This window comes from Phenylobacterium sp. (assembly GCF_013822795.1).
Classification (GTDB): domain Bacteria; phylum Pseudomonadota; class Alphaproteobacteria; order Caulobacterales; family Caulobacteraceae; genus Phenylobacterium.
In genome coordinates, this window is sequence record NZ_PNLB01000012.1 from 61,411 (window position 1) to 79,458 (window position 18,048).

Below are 18,048 nucleotides of genomic sequence, written 5' to 3' on the forward strand. Positions count from 1 at the left end.
GCGGAAGGATCAACGTCGGGCGACCAGGGCTTCGGCTCGCCGGGTGGTGGCGGTCAGCTTCGCCGACAGGTCTTCGATCAGGGCGGCGATCTCGGCCTCGCCGGCGTCGGCGGGCACGTAGTAGGGCCCGTCCCAGGCGGTCGCCCCACGGCCGAACGGCCAGGCGAAGGTGACCTTGTCCCAGGTGTCGAGCACGATGGCCGGCGAAACCGCTAGACCCATCAGGTAGATCGGCGCCCCGGTCTTCTTGGCGATCTGCAGCGAGCCCTGGGCGATGACCTCGGCGGGGCCGCGCGGGCCGTCCGGGGTGACGATCAGCACGCCGCCGTCATTGACCCAGTTGATCGCCTCGCGGATCGCGGCGACCGCCTGCCGCGCCTTCGTGGTGTCGCCCTTCTTGGCCGAGGAGGTGCGAATGGCGGGAAAGCCGGCGCGAGACAGCGCCTGGGCGATGAACTCGCCGTCGGCTGAGGGCGAAACCATGCAGCGGACCTTGTCGCGCCGCCACCAGACGGGCGCCAGGCCCAGGCACAGCGGGATGCTGCCGTGCCAGAACAGCGCCACGGCCGGCTTTCCGTCGGTCAGCACGGGCTCGACGCTGGCGAGGTTGTCGTGCACCCAGCGGCGGCTCTTCAGCGTGACGATAAGGTGGAGATAGAGCAGCCAGCTCAGGAAGGTCTGGACGCCGGGGTTACGCAGCAGGTTCTTCAAAGCGCAGGTTCCATGTCGAGATCCTGGCTCTTGGCCAACCGAGCATAGAGGCCGCGTTTCTTGATCAGGCTCGCATGGTCGCCGGTTTCGACCACCTTGCCCTTCTCAATCACATAGATGCGGTCCGCGCCGCGCACGGTCGACAGCCGGTGAGCGATCAGGATGGTGGCGCGCCCGGCCATAAGTCGCGACAGCGCCGCCTGGACCTGAGCCTCGCTTTCGGTGTCGAGGGCGCTGGTCGCCTCGTCGAGCAGCAGGATCGGGGCGTCCTTCAGGAAGGCGCGGGCGATGGCGATGCGTTGGCGCTGTCCGCCGGACAGCCGTGCGCCGGCTTCGCCGACCAGGGTCTCGTAGCCTTCGGGCAGGGCGCAGATGAACTCGTGCGCGGCGGCGGCCTTGGCGGCCTCGATCACCTGTTCCTGGCTGGCGCCCGGCCGCCCGTAGGCGATGTTGGCGCGAATGCTTTCGTCGAACAGGAACGGCTCCTGGGTGACCAGGGCGACATGGTCGCGCAGCGAGGCCAGGGTGACGTCGCGAACATCGACCCCGTCGATCGTCACCTTGCCGCTGCTGGCGTCGTAGAAGCGCGGGATCAGGTTGAGGATCGTGGTCTTGCCGCCGCCGGACGGGCCGACCAGGGCGACGGTCTCGCCGCGCCGGACTTCGAAGCTGACGCCTTGCAGGGCCGGCCGGTCTTCGGCGCCATAGGCGAAGCCGACGTTGTCGAACGCCACGGTGCCGTCTGTGATGACCAGCGGCTTGGCGCCGGGCTGTTCACGCACCTCCGGCTCGACGTCGAGCGAGGCGAACAGGCGGCGGGCCGCGGACAGCCCCTCGGCCATCACCGTCTGCAGGTTGGCCAGCTGGCGCAGCGATTGCGAGGCCAGGCCCAGCGCACCGATGAAGGCGACGAAGGCCCCGACGTTCATGCCGCCCGATTGCGAGCGCCAGCCGGCGTAGGCGATGACCCCGGCGGTGATCAGGGTCATCAGCGTTTCGGTCGCCGGCGCGGCGCGGGCGCGGGCGTTGGCGCCCTTGACCAGGAACTTCTGGCGGCGCTTTACGACTTCGGCGACGCGGTTTTCCTCATAGGCCTCGCGGTTCTCGATCTTCACGACACGGACGCCGTCGAGGCTTTCCATAATGGCGGTGGAGAGCGCGGAGGTCTCGGCCATGGCGCCCTTGGTGGCCTTGACCGTGCGCTTGGAGAACCGCCGCATCACCCAGGTCGACAGCGGCGCGGCGACGACCAGCGTCAGCGACAGCATCGGGTCATTGCTGACCATCACCACAATCGCCCCGATCACGGTCAGCAGATGCTGGGTGTAGTTGATCACGCCGGCGGTCGCCGCCTCGCGGATCAAGCCGGCGTCATAGAGCACCGAGGAGACGAACGAACCGGTGTGGCCGGCTCTCAGCCGGGCGAGATCGGCGCGCACCAGTTTGCCGAACAGCTGCACCTGGACCTGGCCGACGACCTCGTTGCCGATGCGGTTGACCTGGGTCGCCTGGATCACCTGCGACAGACCGCGGGCGAGGGCCAGGCCGGCGATGGTCAACGGCACCGCCAAGAGGGTTCCTGGCTTGTGGTTGACCAGCAGGTCGTTGATCGCCGGTTCCAGGATCTGGATCAGGCTGGCGCTCAGATAGGCCACGGCGATCGCGGCGATCATGGCCACGGTCCAGCCCTTCCAGCGCGGCGCCATGTAGACGCGTGCGATCCGGGCGACGACGGCGCGGGTGGAAAGTTCGGCGGCGGGCTCGGTCATCAGTCCTGGGGTCGGCTCTCGGCGCTGCGAAGTCAAGAAGGCGTCTTGGCCCGGCGCAAAGGCGGCATATGGTGTCGGTCGGGGTGAAACCGAGGGGCGCCGCCGATCCTGACCCGAGCCGACGGGCGCGGCGGCGATCCAGACCCCATATGGAGACCGTCATGCGCATCGTCGCATTCGCCTTGGCTCTGGCGCTCGCACCGGCGCTCGCGGTTGCGCAGACGCCGCCGACCGCGCCTGCCGCCAAGGCGGTTCCGCCGCCCGCCAAGGCCGCGCCGTCGCCGGCGCCGCCAGCCAAGGCTGCACCCCTAACGACGCTGGTCCCGGTCCCGCCGGCCGCGCCGCCGACCATACTGGGCCGGGAGCCTGAACTTTCGCGGGCTCAGAACACCGCGATCGCCAAGTCCATCGCGGCGCTTAAGACGCCTGAGGAGCGGCGCCTGGCGAACGGCTGGAGCAACGCCAAGAAGGTGGCCGAGGTGATCTGCCGCCCAGCAGCCCTGCCAGCCCTGAAGAAGCAGGTGCCCAACGCCGATCGGGTGTTTCTGGGGGCCGAGGATCCCAAGACGCTGACGCTGGTCAGCACCCGCAGCCTGACCGGCATGGGCCAGGTGCGCTCGGGATCGGCATGGCGCGACTTCACCTTCACCTGCGCCCTGATGCCGAGCAGCGGCAAGGTCGCTGGGTTCACCGCCGTGCTGAAGCCAGCAACCTAGGACCAGACGTCGCGCTTGGCTTCCGCTGGCGTCTCGAACCGCCTATCTAGGCCCGCGCAATGCAGGAAGCTCGCTTGGCCGATTTCGACCTCACCACGCCCAAGGGGCGCGTCGCGACCTATCTGGACTACCTCTGGAAGGATCACGCTTATCTGCGCCTGGGCTTTTCCAACGCCCACTGGATCAGCGACGAGCTGGTGCGCACCAACCAGCCCTGGCCGCACCAGCTGGCCGAGTGGAAGAAGCGCGGCATCAAGACGGTGATCAACCTGCGCGGCGGGTTCGACGCCAGTTTCCACGCGCTGGAAAAGGACGCCTGCCAACGCTTGGGTCTGAAGATGGTCGACTTCACCATCACCTCGCGGGAGGTGCCCAGCCGCGCCCGCGTCCACGGCGCCAAGGAATTGTTCGAGACGATCGAATACCCAGCCCTGATGCACTGCAAGTCCGGCGCGGACCGGGCGGGCATCATGAGCGTGTTCTACATGCACTTCCGCAAGGGGTTGCCGATCCGCGAGGCGCTGGACCAGCTGCACATCCGGTACCTGCATGTGAAGCAGGGCAAGACCGGGGTGCTGGACTATACGTTCGAGCGCTATCTGGCCGAGGGCGAGCCCAAGGGGCAGAGCTTCTTGGAATGGGTCGACAGCGACGCCTACGACGAGGCCGGGATCAAGGCCGACTTCCGCGCCCAGATGTGGGGCCGGCTGCTTACCGAAGGCATCCTGAAGCGGGAGTAAGCCTCCCGTCGAGGGAGGCTCGCCGCCAGCCTTAGTCTTCCTGCGGGTCCTTGTCCGGATCCAGCAGCTTGTGAGCGTGAATCACGAAGTAGCGCATGTGCGCGTTGTCGACGGTCTCTTGCGCCTTGCGGCGCCAGGCGGCGACCGCTTCGCCATGGCTGGCGAAGGCGCCGACGAGGTCGATCTTCGACAGGTCGCGGAACGTGTTGTGCTCAAGATCTTCGAGTTCGCCGCCGATGACGAGGTGCAGGAGCTGCTTATCGGGCATGATGTTCCCCAAAATGGTCAGTTGGGTAGGTCGATATGCCGTACGCGCTCCAGGATCAATGGGGCCAATCGCGGAGCGGCGCAAACCAAGCTCGGTTGCGCAGGTTTTACGCCATTGTACACGAACGGCCGTCCCCGGTGGTCGCCCACGAAGGCGCCCGCCTCCCGGGCGATGAGGTCGGCGGCCGCCAGGTCCCAATCGAACTTCGCAACTAGGGCCAGGGTTGCATCGAATGCGCCGGCGGCGATGGCGCACAGCCGGTAGGCCGTCGAGTTGCGGGCCTCGATCCGCATCTCAGGCCAGGGCGTGGGCCAGGCGGGGTGGGCGAACATGCGCGCGTCGCCGACCATGCCGCAGCCTTCCACGACGTCGCGGTCCGAGGCGTGAATAGCCTGGCCGTTGAGGGTCGCGCCGGCGCCGGCGATGGCCTGGTAGGTCTCGTCGACGTCGGGGGCGAAGACCACGCCGGCGATCGGCTTGTCATCCTCGACGACGGCGACGGACACCGCCCACCAGGGCCGGTTCCTGATGAAGGCGCGGGTGCCGTCGATCGGGTCGACCACGAACAGCCTGCGACAGGCGCGGCGGGCTGGATCGTCGGCCGTCTCCTCGGACAGCCAGCCGTAGTCGGGGCGGGCGCTGGTCAGGATCTGCTTGATCAACGCATCCGTGGCCAGGTCGGCGTTGGTGACCGGCGAGTCGCCTTCCTTGAAGGTCGTCTCCAGGCCCTCGCGGCGTAGCTTGAGGGCCAGGGCTCCGGCGTCGAACGCCGCTTGGCTGATCAGTTCGAGGTCCTGGGCCGGGTCCGTCATCAGCGCCCGGCGATCGCCAGGCCGTCGACCAGCAGCGACGGCGCATTGGCCGAGCCGCGGATCTCGAGGTCAGAGCCCGGGACCAGCCGGCCGTAGATGTCGATCAAGTTCCCGGCGACGGTGATCTCGGCGACCGGATAGGCGAGTTCGCCGTCTTCGAACCAGAATCCCGAGCATCCGACCGACCAGTCGCCGGTGTTGCCGTTCAGCGAGGGGCCGAACATCGAGGTGATCAGCAGGCCCTTGCCGGCCTGGGCGATCAGTTCCGCCTGGCTGTGGGCGCCGGGCTCGAGAGTCAGGTTGGTGGTCGAGACGCCGGGGGCGCCGGCCAGGCCGCGCGAGGCGTGGCCAGTGGTCTCCAGGCCCAGCTGGCGCGCCGACGAGGTGTTCATCAGCCAGGTGGTCAGGACGCCGTCCTCGATCAGCGCCCAACGGCGATTTGCCACGCCCTCGTCGTCGAACGGCGAGGAGCCGAGGCCGCGGACCTTGTGCGGATCGTCGACGATGTTGACGCCTTTGGCGAAGAGCTGGGCGTTCAGCTTGTCCTTCAGGAACGAAGTCCCGCGCGCGATCGAGGGGCCGGCGATGGCCCCGATCAGCGGACTGATCAGCGACATGGCCACGCGGTTCTCGAAGATCACCGGGGCGGTGGTGGAGTCGATCTTCCGCGCGCCCAGGCGCTGTGCGGCGCGGCGGCCGGCCTCTTCGCCGATCGACTTGGCGCTGGGCAGATCGCCGCGCCAGCGGGCTGAGCGGCCGTCATACCCGCTTTCCATGGTCTCGCCGTCGCCGGCGATCGCCGAGGCGGTGATCGAGAAGGCCGAGGCCTGGTAGACTCCGGAGAAGCCGTCCGAGGTCACCAGCCGCCAGTGCGACGACGAGGCCGAGGCCGAGCCGCCGTCCGAGTTGGTGACCTTCGGATTGGCGCGGGCGGCGTCTTCGGCGGCGCGGGCGACTTCTTCCAGGGATTCCGGTGTGGGCTCCTGCGGATCGTAAAGGTCGAGGTCCGCGAACGGACCCTGGGCCAGACGCTCCTTGGGGGCCAGTCCCGCGTAGGGATCCTCAGGCGCCAGCTTGGCCATCGCCACGGCGCGCTCGATCAGCTTGGCGCGGGCCTCGGCGGAGATGTCGGACCCGGAGACCGTCGCCTGCCGCTGGCCGACGAAGACGCGCAGGCCAAGATCGCGGCTCTCCTCGCGCTCGACCTCCTCCAACTCGCCCATGCGGACGTTGATGCCCAGGGCGGCGCGTTGCGCCCCGACGGCTTCGGCGGAGTCCGCCCCGGCTTTCAGCGCGGCGGCGACGACATCGGCGAGCAGGTTTTCATCCATCAAGGCCATATGGCGGGATGCGCGCCTCGCGGCAAGCCGCGGCTCACGCGATGGCGTAGAACAGCAGGGCGACGCTGGCGAAGACATAGGCCAGCCAGGTCAAAGTCACGCCGATCGAGCGGGCGAAGGAGGCGCCGCCGCTGCGCGACAGACCGAAGGCGTGCAGGCATCGGCCGACGAACAGCATGAGACCGGTCAGGTGAACGGCGAGGGGCGGTGCGTCGACCATGGCCAGCACCGCGATGCCGATCAGGGCGGCCGGGACGTACTCCGTGGCGTTGCCGAAGGCCCGGATCGCCTGGGCCAATTCCGGAACCCCGCCGTCGCCCAGCGCCACCTTGTGCCGGCGCCGTTGGCGCACGACCAGCAGCGACAGCACCAGCAACAGGATCAGGTGCAGCCCGACCCATAGGGCCGCAGCGTGGCCGGATGTCACGGCGTCCATACTTGATTGTCCCTCTATCGCCCCCGCGAAGACGCGCAGTTGGACTTGGATTTGCGCAAAGGGCAAGGCTTGCCCCGGTCACGTCCTAGTCAGACCTCGGCCCCGCCGCCGGGCAGGCCCAGCCGCGCCCACTTCTCTGTGACGGCCTTCACAGTCGCTTCGTCCATGCCCAGCTTCTCGCCCCATTCGCGATGGGTCTCGGGCGGCCACTTGTTGGTGGCGTCCAGGCCGATCTTCGAGCCCAGCCCGCTCTCGGGCGAGGCGAAGTCGAGATAGTCGATGGGGGTGCCCTCGACGAGGGTGATGTCGCGGGCCGGGTCCATGCGGGTCGACAGCGCCCACATGACGTCCTTCCAGTCGCGGGCGTTGATGTCGTCGTCCACGACGATCACCCACTTGGTGTACATGAACTGCCGCAGGAAGCTCCAGACGCCCATCATCACGCGCTTGGCGTGGCCGGGGTAGGCCTTCTTCATCGAGACCACGGCGATGCGGTAGGAGCAGCCCTCCGGCGGCAGCCAGAAGTCGATGATCTCCGGGAACTGCTGGCGCAGCAGCGGGATGAACACCTCGTTCAGCGCCTCGCCCAGCACGCTCGGCTCGTCCGGCGGCCGGCCGGTGAAGGTGGTCAGGTAGATCGGGTCCTTGCGCATGGTGATGGCGCTGACCTTGAAGACCGGGAACTGTTCGACCGAGTTGTAATAGCCGGTGTGGTCGCCGTAGGGTCCCTCGTCGGCGTATTCGTCCAGCATGACGTGGCCTTCGATGACGATCTCGGCCTGGGCCGGGACCAGCAGCGGCACGGTCTTGGCCGGGACCAGGTCGACCTTGGCGCCGCGCATCAGGCCGGCGAACTGATACTCCGACAGCGTTTCTGGCACCGGGGTCACCGCCGCGAGGATGGTGCCGGGATCTGCGCCGATCACCACGGCGGCGGGCAGGGCGTCGGGCTTGCCGGCCGCCTTCCAGCGGCGGTGATGCTGGGCGCCCCCGCGGTGCGCCAGCCAGCGCATGATGGTCTTGTCCTTGCCCAGCACCTGCATGCGGTAGATGCCGAGGTTGTAGTCATCCTCACGCTCGTCGGACGGCCCCTTGGTCACCACCAGCGGCCAGGTGATCAGCGGCGCCGGTTCGCCCGGCCAGCAGGTCTGAATCGGAAGCTTGGTCAGGTCGATCTGGTCGCCGGTCCAGACGACCTCCTGCACCGGAGCCTTCTTCACCGTGGCCGGGCGCATCGACATCACCGTCTTGGCCAGCGGCAGCATCTCGAAGGCGTCCTTCAGGCCGCGCGGCGGCTCGGGACTGCGCAGGAAGGCCAGCAGTTCGCCGACTTCGCGCAACTCGCCCGCGGTCGTGCGCTCCTGGCCTTCGAGGGTCACGCCCATGGCCACGCGCTTCACGGTGCCGAACAGGTTGACCAGGCACGGCATGGTCGAGCGTTCGCCGTCGGCGCGAATGACGTTCTCGAACAGAACCGCCGGGCCGCCGGTGGCCAGCAGCCGGCGCTGGATCTCGGTCATCTCCAGTACGCTGGAGACCGGCTCGCTGACCCGCACCAGTTCGCCCGCCGATTCCAGTTTGGCGATGAAATCCCTCAGCGACCGATAGGCCATGCGCTCTCCATTCGTGCTGTCGTCCGGTCTAGAGCGGGTTGAGGAAAAGTGCGAAGCGGTTTTCCGCCAGCATCCCGCTCCAACGCAGCAAAGACGGGGCGGCTCTGGTGTCACCTGCCGGGCGCCGGTAAAATCGGCGGGTCATGAAGCGCATCGATCTCGACGACCTCCCGCCCAAGCTCGCCCAGCTGCTCGCCGCCGTCGAGGAGGGCGAGGAACTGCTGCTGGTGCAGAACGGCGCTGTGGCCGGCCGACTTGTCGGCGCGCTCGCGCCTAAGCCGGAGCCCGAACCGGAGCCGTCCAGCGACGAGCGCGCCGCCGAGATTTTCGAGCAGTTCCGATCGGCCATGGAAGACGAGTTCTAGCCGCCCGTTTTCGGTGGCGCGACGTCGGCAAACCCAATATCTGTCAAGTGTTGTGGCGCGACGAGGCCGCAGAGCCCCGCCGCTGCGACTAATTTCGGCAGTAGGGAAACGCCATGCTCAAAATCTTCGCAGTTTCGACTGCGCTCGCGCTGGCCGCGGGCGCTGCGGTCGCCGCTCCCGTCGGATACGGCTCCGCCGTCGTGCGGGTCGGTGACCTTGACGCGGGCCGTCCGGCCGACGTCGCGCGTCTTCAGAAGCGCCTGGAGGCCGCCGCGCTCGAGGCGTGCGGCGCGCAAGCCGACAGCGTGCGGATGGTCAAGCAGGCCATTGCGCGTTCGGATTGCTATCGCGAGACCCTGGCCCAGGCCTCGACCCAGGTGCGGACCGGCCTGGCGATCCGCTAGACCTCAGTCGTCGTCATCATCGAATTCGTCGTCGCCGCCCAGGACATCGTTCAGGGCGTCGATGATGGCGTCCATCTGATCGGGGGTGACCGCGAGCGAAACCGGATCCCCTCCGGCGCCGGCCACGGTCAGCAGGTAGCCCTCGTCAGTTTCCTCGAACTCGAAGCGCTCGAGTGGTTTCGGCTGGGCCATGGGGATCTCCTGTCCGTTGGCGTCGCGGCGTGCGCGCACCGTCGCCCTCTGAGCGGCTGCGCGCCATCTCCGTTCCACGAAATTTTCCGCCTGGCGCTCAGGCGCCTGCGTCGCGGGCCTTGACCAGCTTCTTTGGCGCGATCTTGCGCCAGCGGCGGTCCAGGAAGTTCTGCAACGATCCGGGGTGCAGGCTGTCGATGCGGGCCAGCACGCTTGGGTAGTCCCTGTAGTGCGGGGTGATGTGGAAGGTCGCCGGTTCGGCCTCCATCAGCATCTCGCGCTCGTCATGGCTGACGTCGAGCAGCACCAGGCTTTGGTCCTCGCCGCGCAGCCGGGTGAAGAACTTACCGTTCACCTTGAACGACGGCTGGCCGTAGGACGTGCCTTCCTCGGCGCCTGGAAACGCCAGCACCAGCTCGCGGACTTCGTCGGCTGTCATGGTGCTTCCCTCTTGGTCGCCGAGACCAGCTTCACCCCGTCCCGGCAGGCGTCAATCAGGATCAACATCCGCTTTGCGCGGGTTTCGGCCCCCTTGGCGCTGACGACCCGATGCACGGCGACCTTGCGGTAGGACGGCGGGAAGGCCTGGAAGTTCGCCCAGGCCGGCGCGTTCGCCTGGAACTGCGCGGTCTCAGCGTCGGAAAAGAGCTGAACGCCGCGCTCGTGGGAGTATTCGTTCGTGCGCCCCTTGCCCGCTTCGAACGCGGCCAGGCCGGCCGGATGGACCAGGCCCAGCGCTTGCAGCTCCGCCATCCGACGGATGTTGACCTGGCTCCAGATGCCGTTCGGCCGGCGAGGGGTGAAGCGGATCCGGTAGCTCTCGGCGTCGATGGAGTGGCGAACACCGTCGATCCATCCGAAGCACAGGGCTTGGTCGACCGCTTCGGGCCAGGTGATCGACGCCAGGCCCGTGCCCGTCTTGCGGAAGCCGACCGAGAGCTCCGCGGCCGTCTGGTGGTTGGCCTCCAGCCAGGCGCGGAACGCTTGCGGCGTTTCGAAGAAGGTCGGCGCCATCAGTAGGCCAGCGCCACGCCGTCCTTGCGCATCTCGGTCGCCGCGGCATAGCGGCCGGGCCAGCGCTCGATGGCCTGATAGCCGCCATAACCGCCGGGGTCGGGGGCGAGCTTCCAGCCGATGGCCGCCAGCGCGGCCTTGGTCGCCTCCGGCACGCCGCTCTCGAGATTGAGCACCCCGATCCCCTTTTGAGCTTCGCCGGTCGGTTCGCTTGACCCGCCGTGATGCCAGCGCGGGCTGTCGCCGGCCTCCTGAACACCGAGGCCGAAGTCGACCATGTTGGAGATGATCTGCGCCTGGCCTTGGGGCTGCATGTCGCCGCCCATGACCCCGAACGACAGCCAGGGATCGCCGCCCTTGGTCGCAAAGCCCGGGATGATGGTCTGGAAGGGGCGCTTGCCCGGCGCGTAGATGTTGGCGTGCCCGTCTTCCAGCGCGAACAGCTCGCCGCGGTTCTGGAACATGAAGCCCAGGCCGTCGGGCGACAGGCCCGAGCCCATGCCGCGATAGTTCGACTGGATGATCGAAACCATCATCCCGTTCTTGTCGGCGGTGGTGAAGTAGGTGGTGTCGCCGCGGCTCGGCGCCTGGCCCGGGAACACGGGCGTCAGGATCTTGCTGGGCGAGATCAGCTTGGCGCGCTCGCGGGCGTATTCCTTCGACAGCAGCCACTCGGTCGGGACCTTGAAGAAATCGGGGTCGGCGTAGAACTTGGCCCGGTCTTCGAAGGCTAGGCGCTTGGCTTCGACGGCGTGATGGATCGCCGCCGCAGACTGGAAGCCCATCGCCTTGATGTCGAAGGTCTCCATGATGTTCAGCATCTGCAGCGTCGCCAGGCCTTGGCTGTTGGGCGACAGGCCCCAGACGTCGACGCCGCGATAGTTGACCTTGTGCGGCGGATCCCAGCGCGCGTGGTGCGTGGCCAGGTCGGCCTTGGTCATCCAGCCGCCGATGCGCTTGAAATAGGCGTCGATGGTCTGGGCGACCTCGCCGCCATAGAAGCCGTCGCGCCCATTGGCGGCGATCTGGCGATAGGTGCGGCCCAGCGCCGGGTTCTTGAAGATCTCGCCTTCCTTCGGCGTGCGGCCGTCCGGGGCCCAGATCTTCTTGAAGTTCTCCACCTCCTCGATCCCAGCGTTCGGACGCGTGAAGTTCTTCAGTGACCGATCGAGGTAGTAGGCGACGTTCTGGGACACCGCGTGTCCCTCCTCGGCATAGATGATCGCCGGGGCGAACAGGTCTTTCCACGGCAGCTTGCCGTAGCGCAGGTGCAGGGTCCACCAGGCGTCGACCGCGCCGGGCACGCTGACCGAGACCGCGCCGTACGAGGGGATCAGGCCGTTCTTGGCGCGGCCGCGGACCGTCTCCAGCGACAGGTCCTTGGGGCTGCGGCCCGAACCGTTCAGCCCCTCGACCCGCCGGGTCTTCGGGTCCCAGACCATGACGAAGCAGTCGCCGCCGATACCGCAGGCTATGGGTTCGACCAGACCCAGCACCGCATTGGCGGCGATCGCCGCATCCACCGCCGAGCCGCCCAGTCGCAGGACGTCGAGGGCGGCCATGCTGGCCAGCGGGTGGGCGGTCGCCGCCGCGCCGTTCGCGCCCCAGGCGGCGCTGCGCGAGGCGAAGGTCGCCCCGTCGATCCGGTCGCCGCCGTGAACGTCGGCACGGTCGCGATTGGGATTGTCGGCGCGGCTCTGCGCCAGCGCGCCGCTGGCCAGGGCGGAGGCGGGCAGGGCGGCGAGGAAGGTGCGGCGGCGCATGGGAACTCCGGAAGGCGAATGCTCGGCGGCGGCACTATAAGGTGAAGTTTGCCCCGCGCGCGCGGGTTCCGCAGGTGCAGACAGTCGCCGTCTGATTGCTCTGCGGAGACGGTCTCGCTATATGGCGCGTGGGGATAGACACATGCGAACAATCGACGCCTTGGCGGCGTCGGCGGCGTTGCTTGCCGTCCTGGCGTTCAGCCAGATGGCGGGCCAGCAGGCGTCGCCCGACGAGATCGCCGCCGAAACTTGGATTCTGGAGCAGGACATGGTCCGGCTGCTGGGCGCGATGAGCGGCCCGGCCGAGGCCTGCTATGCGATGACCCTGCCGTCGGCGAAAGCTGGCGAGGGGCTGTTGCCGCTTGCCAAGGATCGCGCGGGCGTGGCGCTGGCCTCGACCTGCGACCCGACGATGATCTCGCAGCTGACCTAGCTGGTCGCCACGTCGCTCAGGATCATCGCGTAGGGCGTCATCATGCCGTCGCGCTCGGCGTAGCCGCTGACCAGTTTGTGCTCGGGGTCGACCAGGCCCAGATCGACGTCCTCGTGCGGAAAGACGACGATGCGGCGGTCGCCGATGCAGACCACCAGCTCGCGGCCCTCCTTCGCCAGCTCGGACATCGCTTTCAGCCGGCGGTAGTAGGGTTCGCGCTTCCGGGCCGTCGGCTGGCTCGGGTCGACAATGACGTTCAGCCGCCGGCCGTTCTTCTCGGTGTACATCAGGAACTTGGCGCGGTCGGGCCGCCAAGCCTCGTCCAGCTTCTCAGAGTCCAGCCACAGGCAGATGAAACCGCGGCACGCCGGCGGCCGATCCTCATAGACGCCGCATCCCGCGGCGCGCTTGAAGTGCCCGCACCAGGCCCCCGCCGGCTTGTCCAGCGCCTGGATCGCCAGCAGCTTGCAGCACATGCCGCATTCGCCGCAGCTCTTGCCCATCGCGCCTGTCCCTCAGCATCGTCCGAAGCCGGACGATAGCGACGATGCGTGACGGTTCGACGACGTCCTAGCTTTCCGACCAGACCGCCAGCTCGTTGCCCGACGGATCGCGGAAGTGGAACCGCCGCCCGCCTGGGAAGCTGAAGATTGGTTTGACGATGGCGCCGCCGGCCGCCTGCACCTTGGCGGCCATGGCCTCCAGGTCGTGGGCGTAGAGGACCACCAGCGGGCGCTCGGTCTGCGCGGCGGCGTCGGCGTCGAAACCACCGTCCAGCCCCTCGGCGAACGCCGCGTAGCTGGGGCCGTAGTCGGTGAAGGCCCAGCCGAAGGCCGCCTGATAGAACCGCTTCGTGGAGACCAGGTCGCCGCCCGGAAGCTCCACATAGTCGATCTTGCCGTCTTCGCGCATGCTGGCCTCCGCCGATATGTTCTCAATTTGTTCTAGAGTGCGCGATCAGGCCGGCAGAGTCCAGACCGCGGTCTTCTTCACCTCGCGGTCTTCAAGTTCGCGCGTGGTGGCCACTTCGTACTCGGCGAGCTTCTCGAGGCCGACGCGGGGGAAGTAGCTGCGGCCCGGATCGCCGATCAGCACGCGGGCGCCGCGGACGTGCGCGGCCGCCAACCAGTTCATGACCTGATCGGCCAGCGGCTTCTCGTAGCAGATGTCGCCGGCCAGGATGACGTCGACGTCCGGCGGCGGGGCGTCCAGCAGGTTCTGGTCGGTGAAGTCGATCCGCACGCCGTTGAGGTCGGCGTTGACCGCCAGAGCCGCGCCACAGAACGGGTCGATGTCGGTGGCCAGGACATGGCCGGCCCCAGCCTGCATCGCGGCGATGCCGACGATGCCGGAGCCCGACGCGAAATCGAGCACGCGTTTGCCGGCGACCTCATCGGGATGGTCGAGGACATAGCGCGCCAGGGCCTGGCCGCCGGCCCAGGCGAAGGCCCAGAACGGCGGCGGCAGGCCGATTTCGGCCAGCGCCTCTTCGGTCAGGCGCCAGAGCGGCGTCACCTCGTCGGCCAGATACAGGTTCAGTTCCGGCGTGTGCGGCGGCGGCTGAATGCGGGTGTTTTCGAGGATGAAGGCGCGGCGGCTTTCGAGGGTCTGGATAATCACCTGCGCCCCGTAGCATGGGCCTTCGGCCCGCGCTCGCGCGATCGGCGGGAACCTAACGCCCAGTTTTCGCCTTTTTCCCTCCAAACGGGAGACGGCCATGACGATTGATCAAGGATTGCGTTCCCCCAACCCGGTGCTCACCTCCATGTTCGAGGGCGTCTCGTGGCAGGCGATCGCCCTGCGCGGCGTCGTCGGGTTGGCGTTCGGCCTGCTGGCGGTGTTCGCGCCCGTCACCACGGCGCTGTCGCTGGTTCTGGTGTTCTCGATTTACCTGATGGCCGACGGGTTTCTGGCCATCGCCAGCGCATTCAAGGCGATGCGCGATCGCCACTCCTGGGGGCTGCTGGCGGTGGAGGGCGTGGCCAACATCGTCGCCAGCCTGATCCTGTTCTTCATGCCGCGGCTGGGCATGGTCGCCTTTGTGGCCATTGTCGCCGTCTGGGCGCTTTTCGCCGGCGGGGTGAAGCTGGTGACCGCGATGCGCCGCGGCCCCGTCCCGGCGCGCGGCTGGCTAGCGTTCTCGGCGGTGGTGTCGCTGCTATTCGGGATCGTGCTGATCCTCGCGCCGATGGTGGGGGCGGTGGTGCTGACCTGGTGGCTTGGCGTCTACGGCCTGGTGTTCGGCATAGTGCTGCTGTTCCTCGCCTTCCAGCTCCGCTCGGCGCGCAAGAAGGCAGGCCGCTAGCGGCCCTTCGACGAGGCGAGCTGCAGGACCTTCAGATAGCCCGCGGGCTCGATCAGCATGCCTTCGCTGACGCCCTTGGCGCGCAGCGCCCGGTGGACACGCGGCAGGTTGTAGCAGGGCACATGCATGAACATGTGATGTTCGCAGTGATAGTTCACATAGTAGGGCGCGATCAGCAGCCGCGCGGCGAAGCCGGCCTTTGTGGTGCGCGCCTGGCGCATCGGATCGGGTTCATTGACGTCGATGCAGGCGTGTTCGGCGATGTTGCGCAGCCGGGTGACCAGCGGCAACCAGGTGGCCTGTGGCAGCACCCACAGGACCGGCCAGACCCACCACAGTCCAAACGGCGCGCCGGCCGCTGTCACGGCCGCTCCGAAGCCCAGCCAGCGGCGCTTATCCTTGATCTCCTGCACGATGATCGGAAGCACGGGCTGTCCGGCCTTACGCATCTTCAGCTTGGCGACGAACGCGCCGAACCGCTGCTTGAAGAAGGTTTGGCCGGTCAGGTCGCGGATGATCTTGCGCCGCAGGGACAGCGCGGTGATCGGGAACGGCGCCGACAGCACCAGGTCCGGGTCCTCGCCTTGCTGAGCGAAGCGGTGGTGGGTCAGATGGTAGGGCCGGTAGCGGTGCAGACCGCCGGGCGTCAGCCACTCGCCGATGAAGTCGTTGACCTTCAGGTTCTTGTGCAGGGCGCCGTGGGCGGCGTCGTGCATCAGGATCGCCAAGCCCAGCTGCCGGGCGCCAATGATCATCACCGCCAGCGGCAGGGTCAGCGGCCAGATCACGACCATCGCCCCGGCGGCGAGGATCAGCGCCCAGGCGTGGGCGATCATGGCCGGGCCGCGCCAGGACGAGCGCGCCGAGATCGGGGCCCATTCCTGCGGCGTGAAAAAATCCTTTGGGTCCAAGCGGACGGCGGCGGCCATCAGGTGTTCCCCTCGTACTGCAGCAGCAAGAGCATCTCCTCGACCTCCTCGGCGGTGGTCGCGCCCGTCGCGCCTTCCCGAAGAGCGAGGCCCAGGGCCAGGGTCCAGAACCGGCGGGCGGTGGTGGCGGTGTTGGACTTGGCGGTCCAGCCGCGTGCGGCGCGGATCTCGCCATAGGCGCGGTCGCCCTGCGAATGCAGCCGCTCGAAGGTGCGCTCGATCAGCGGCGTCAGGTCCTGGCGGCGGCGAGTCAGCGACAGAGCCTCGACGAAGAGCGCCAGCCCGGGCGCGCCGACCACGGCCTCGACGAGGCGGCGATTGTAGTCGGCGCCGCTTGTCGCGTGGGCCGCCGCTTCCTCGGCCCGACGGGCGACGTAGAGCACCTCGCGGCAGGCCGCCTCGACGAACAGCGCCTCCTTGGTGCGGAAATAGTAGGTGATCTGGCTGGGGAAGGCGCCGGCCGCCGCGGCGATATCGGCCACCGACACCCCGGCCGGGCCCTTGTCCTTGAACAGCTCCACCGCCGCGTCGAGCAGACGCGAACGCATCCGCCGACCCGGTTCCCGCGCTGGGCGCGCGTCAGCCAAGGAACGCACGTTGGTCATGCGTTATTTGTATGGCGTACAAATATGCTCGTCAACGCATCAGGCGTTGCGCGCCATCAGGCCTCCGTCCACCGGGATGGTCACGCCGGTGACGTAGGAGGCCGCGGGCAAGCAGAGGCTGAGCGTGATGTGGGCGACCTCGTCGGGCAGGCCGTAGCGGCCGAGCGCCGTGCGTCGCTTGGCGAACACCGCCTTCTGGTCGTCGGGAATGGCAGCCGTCATGCCGGTGGCGATCGGTCCGGGGCAGATGCAGTTGACGGTGATCCCCTCGCGGCCGAGCTCGACCGCCAGCGCCCGCGTCAGGCCCGTCACCCCGGCCTTGGCCGCCGCATAGGGGCTGTCCATCGCCGTCGCCCCCAGCGCCTCGGTCGAGGCGATGTTGACGATCCGCGGGGCCGAGGAGGCGCGCAGGAACGGCAGGGCCGCGCGGATCACCCGTTGGTGGGCGCTGAGCAGGATCGCCAGCGAGCGGTCCCACACCGCCTCGTAGCCGTCGCTGTCGATCGGCGAGAAGGCCGATATGCCGGCGTTGTTGATCACCGCATCCAGCCCGCCAAGCTCCGCAGCGATCAGCGGGACGACCGACGCGATCTCGGCGGCGTCGGACACGTCCAGCCGCCAGGCGCGGGCGCTGAGGCCGCGGGCCGCCAGGTCCTCGGCGACCGCCGCCGCCGGCGCCAGGGCGTGGTCAGTGACCGCCACGTGTGCGCCTTCCTCGGCGAAGACCTCCGCCGTCGCTCGGCCCATGCCCGAGCCAGCGCCGGTGACCAGAACCCGCGCGCCCTTCATCGATCGGCTGAGGCGGCTCATAGGCTCAGTCCCCCGTCCACGACCAGGGTCTGGCCGACGACGTATGACGCCAGCGGCGAGGCCAGGAACAGCGCCGCCCCGGCCATGTCGGCCGGCTCGCCCATGCGTCCGGCCGGGATGCGGTTCAGCGCCCCGCGCAGGCGGTCGGGATGCTCTGTGGTGACCTTGGTCAGCTTGGTGTCGACCAGGCCCGGCGCCAGGCCGTTCACCCGGATGCCGTCGCCGGCCCAGGCCTGTCCGAGGGTCTTGGTCAGGCTGACCGCGCCGGCCTTCGAGGCCGCATAGGCGGGGTTGCCGCGATTGGCCTGGAAGCCGGACACCGAGCTGACGATGATGATCGAGCCCTTGGCGGCGGCCAGCATGTCGTGGAACTTGGCGGCGCAGGCCATCAGGCTGTCGAGGTTGACCGCCATGACCTGATCCCAGCCGGCGCGCTCGAACTCGCCGCGCCGGTAGACCACCGTGCCTTGGCACAGCACCAGCACGTCGAGGCTGTCGAAGTCGGGGCCGTTGGCGGCGATCGCGTCACGATCGGCGACGTCGACTTGGGCGTAGGCCAGGCCCATGAGGTCGGAGCCTTCCGTGGCCGCATAGTCGGCGGCGCTCGGCCGGGTGCCCCAGACGTGAACCTCCGCGCCGCGTGCCCGGAACCCCTGCGCGATCCCGTTGCCGATCCCGCTCGATCCGCCCACGACCAGTACGGTCCGGCCGGTGAAGTCCAGTTCACCCATCGTCTCGTCCTCCCTGTTTTCAACATCCTCACGCCGTAGGGAGGGCTGCGGCAATGCTCACCCCACGTCAGCATTGACGTGAACGTAAGGTC

General features: G+C 68.3%; 24 protein-coding genes. 6 read left to right on the forward strand and 18 right to left on the reverse strand.

Going from position 1 to position 18,048, the window contains the following annotated elements; all coding sequences use genetic code 11:
* Positions 1–9 precede the first annotated feature (9 nt).
* Together C0481_RS12105 and C0481_RS12110 are read right to left on the reverse strand one after the other, a co-directional pair.
* Entirely contained in the window at positions 10–711 is a 702-nt protein-coding gene (locus tag C0481_RS12105; protein ID WP_293404019.1) for a lysophospholipid acyltransferase family protein, read from the reverse strand.
* On the reverse strand, positions 708–2,480 hold the full coding sequence (locus C0481_RS12110; protein ID WP_293404021.1) for an ABC transporter ATP-binding protein: 1,773 nt from the start codon (positions 2,478–2,480) through the stop codon (positions 708–710). Before C0481_RS12110 ends, C0481_RS12105 begins: the two co-directional genes overlap by 4 nt.
* 161 nt (positions 2,481–2,641) lie before the next feature.
* On the opposite strand from C0481_RS12110, the gene C0481_RS12115 reads away from it, so the two are divergent.
* Positions 2,642–3,196 carry a hypothetical protein gene (locus C0481_RS12115; RefSeq protein WP_293404023.1) on the forward strand — a complete coding sequence of 185 codons (555 nt, stop codon included), beginning with the start codon at positions 2,642–2,644 and terminating at the stop codon, positions 3,194–3,196.
* A 74-nt stretch (positions 3,197–3,270) separates the two neighbouring features.
* Positions 3,271–3,936: a sulfur transferase domain-containing protein gene (locus tag C0481_RS12120; RefSeq protein ID WP_293404025.1), complete on the forward strand. Its 666-nt coding sequence runs from the start codon at positions 3,271–3,273 to the stop codon at positions 3,934–3,936.
* A gap of 31 nt (positions 3,937–3,967) precedes the next feature.
* On the opposite strand, the gene C0481_RS12125 is transcribed toward C0481_RS12120, so the two are convergent.
* From C0481_RS12125 to C0481_RS12145, 5 genes are all read right to left on the reverse strand, one after another.
* The gene (locus tag C0481_RS12125; protein WP_293404027.1) at positions 3,968–4,204 is read right to left on the reverse strand and encodes a DUF4170 domain-containing protein; all 237 of its coding nucleotides are present in this window, start codon (positions 4,202–4,204) and stop codon (positions 3,968–3,970) included.
* Positions 4,205–4,221: 17 nt separating this feature from the next.
* Positions 4,222–5,016, reverse strand: coding sequence for a 3'(2'),5'-bisphosphate nucleotidase CysQ (locus C0481_RS12130; RefSeq protein ID WP_293404029.1), 795 nt, complete (start codon positions 5,014–5,016; stop codon positions 4,222–4,224).
* On the reverse strand, positions 5,016–6,347 hold the full coding sequence (locus C0481_RS12135; RefSeq protein WP_293404199.1) for a TldD/PmbA family protein: 1,332 nt from the start codon (positions 6,345–6,347) through the stop codon (positions 5,016–5,018). Before C0481_RS12135 ends, C0481_RS12130 begins: the two co-directional genes overlap by 1 nt.
* 43 nt (positions 6,348–6,390) lie before the next feature.
* On the reverse strand, positions 6,391–6,792 hold the full coding sequence (locus C0481_RS12140) for an MAPEG family protein (protein WP_293404031.1): 402 nt from the start codon (positions 6,790–6,792) through the stop codon (positions 6,391–6,393).
* An 89-nt stretch (positions 6,793–6,881) separates the two neighbouring features.
* A complete protein-coding gene (locus C0481_RS12145; protein ID WP_293404033.1) occupies positions 6,882–8,405 on the reverse strand; it encodes a UbiD family decarboxylase in 1,524 nt (507 codons plus the stop codon).
* A gap of 143 nt (positions 8,406–8,548) precedes the next feature.
* Here C0481_RS12145 and C0481_RS12150 point away from each other — a divergent pair, with 143 nt between their 5' ends.
* Both C0481_RS12150 and C0481_RS12155 read left to right on the forward strand, forming a co-directional pair.
* Entirely contained in the window at positions 8,549–8,770 is a 222-nt protein-coding gene (locus C0481_RS12150; RefSeq protein ID WP_293404035.1) for a hypothetical protein, read from the forward strand.
* A 113-nt stretch (positions 8,771–8,883) separates the two neighbouring features.
* Complete coding sequence (locus C0481_RS12155) at positions 8,884–9,174, forward strand: UrcA family protein (protein WP_293404037.1); 291 nt, start codon at positions 8,884–8,886, stop codon at positions 9,172–9,174.
* A gap of 3 nt (positions 9,175–9,177) precedes the next feature.
* On the opposite strand, the gene C0481_RS12160 is transcribed toward C0481_RS12155, so the two are convergent.
* The 4 genes from C0481_RS12160 to ggt form a co-directional block, all read right to left on the reverse strand.
* Positions 9,178–9,366: a hypothetical protein gene (locus C0481_RS12160; protein ID WP_293404039.1), complete on the reverse strand. Its 189-nt coding sequence runs from the start codon at positions 9,364–9,366 to the stop codon at positions 9,178–9,180.
* A gap of 97 nt (positions 9,367–9,463) precedes the next feature.
* Positions 9,464–9,805, reverse strand: coding sequence for an MmcQ/YjbR family DNA-binding protein (locus tag C0481_RS12165; protein ID WP_293404041.1), 342 nt, complete (start codon positions 9,803–9,805; stop codon positions 9,464–9,466).
* Positions 9,802–10,380, reverse strand: a complete 579-nt coding sequence (locus C0481_RS12170; RefSeq protein WP_293404043.1) for a YdeI/OmpD-associated family protein — start codon at positions 10,378–10,380, stop codon at positions 9,802–9,804. Before C0481_RS12170 ends, C0481_RS12165 begins: the two co-directional genes overlap by 4 nt.
* On the reverse strand, positions 10,380–12,143 hold the full coding sequence (gene ggt / locus C0481_RS12175; protein WP_293404045.1) for a gamma-glutamyltransferase: 1,764 nt from the start codon (positions 12,141–12,143) through the stop codon (positions 10,380–10,382). The genes C0481_RS12170 and ggt overlap by 1 nt, the downstream gene beginning before the upstream one ends.
* A 142-nt stretch (positions 12,144–12,285) precedes the next feature.
* On the opposite strand from ggt, the gene C0481_RS12180 reads away from it, so the two are divergent.
* A complete protein-coding gene (locus tag C0481_RS12180) occupies positions 12,286–12,576 on the forward strand; it encodes a hypothetical protein (protein ID WP_293404047.1) in 291 nt (96 codons plus the stop codon).
* Here the strand turns inward: C0481_RS12180 and C0481_RS12185 are convergent.
* From C0481_RS12185 to C0481_RS12195, 3 genes are all read right to left on the reverse strand, one after another.
* Positions 12,573–13,079 (reverse strand): YkgJ family cysteine cluster protein, encoded by a 507-nt coding sequence (locus tag C0481_RS12185; RefSeq protein WP_293404049.1) that lies wholly within the window; start codon positions 13,077–13,079, stop codon positions 12,573–12,575. The genes C0481_RS12180 and C0481_RS12185 overlap by 4 nt on opposite strands.
* 67 nt (positions 13,080–13,146) lie before the next feature.
* A complete protein-coding gene (locus C0481_RS12190; protein WP_293404051.1) occupies positions 13,147–13,488 on the reverse strand; it encodes a VOC family protein in 342 nt (113 codons plus the stop codon).
* Between the two features lie 45 nt (positions 13,489–13,533).
* On the reverse strand, positions 13,534–14,196 hold the full coding sequence (locus C0481_RS12195; protein ID WP_293404053.1) for a methyltransferase: 663 nt from the start codon (positions 14,194–14,196) through the stop codon (positions 13,534–13,536).
* Between the two features lie 97 nt (positions 14,197–14,293).
* Between C0481_RS12195 and C0481_RS12200 the strand changes: the two genes are divergently transcribed.
* Positions 14,294–14,881, forward strand: coding sequence for an HdeD family acid-resistance protein (locus C0481_RS12200; RefSeq protein ID WP_293404055.1), 588 nt, complete (start codon positions 14,294–14,296; stop codon positions 14,879–14,881).
* Here the strand turns inward: C0481_RS12200 and C0481_RS12205 are convergent.
* The 4 genes from C0481_RS12205 to C0481_RS12220 form a co-directional block, all read right to left on the reverse strand.
* Positions 14,878–15,810: a fatty acid desaturase family protein gene (locus tag C0481_RS12205; protein WP_293404057.1), complete on the reverse strand. Its 933-nt coding sequence runs from the start codon at positions 15,808–15,810 to the stop codon at positions 14,878–14,880. The genes C0481_RS12200 and C0481_RS12205 overlap by 4 nt on opposite strands.
* Positions 15,810–16,358: a TetR/AcrR family transcriptional regulator C-terminal domain-containing protein gene (locus C0481_RS12210; protein ID WP_293404059.1), complete on the reverse strand. Its 549-nt coding sequence runs from the start codon at positions 16,356–16,358 to the stop codon at positions 15,810–15,812. Before C0481_RS12210 ends, C0481_RS12205 begins: the two co-directional genes overlap by 1 nt.
* A 96-nt stretch (positions 16,359–16,454) precedes the next feature.
* A complete protein-coding gene (locus C0481_RS12215) occupies positions 16,455–17,225 on the reverse strand; it encodes an SDR family NAD(P)-dependent oxidoreductase (protein ID WP_293404061.1) in 771 nt (256 codons plus the stop codon).
* Positions 17,222–17,956, reverse strand: a complete 735-nt coding sequence (locus tag C0481_RS12220; RefSeq protein WP_293404063.1) for an SDR family oxidoreductase — start codon at positions 17,954–17,956, stop codon at positions 17,222–17,224. The genes C0481_RS12215 and C0481_RS12220 overlap by 4 nt, the downstream gene beginning before the upstream one ends.
* Positions 17,957–18,048: the final 92 nt, after the last annotated feature.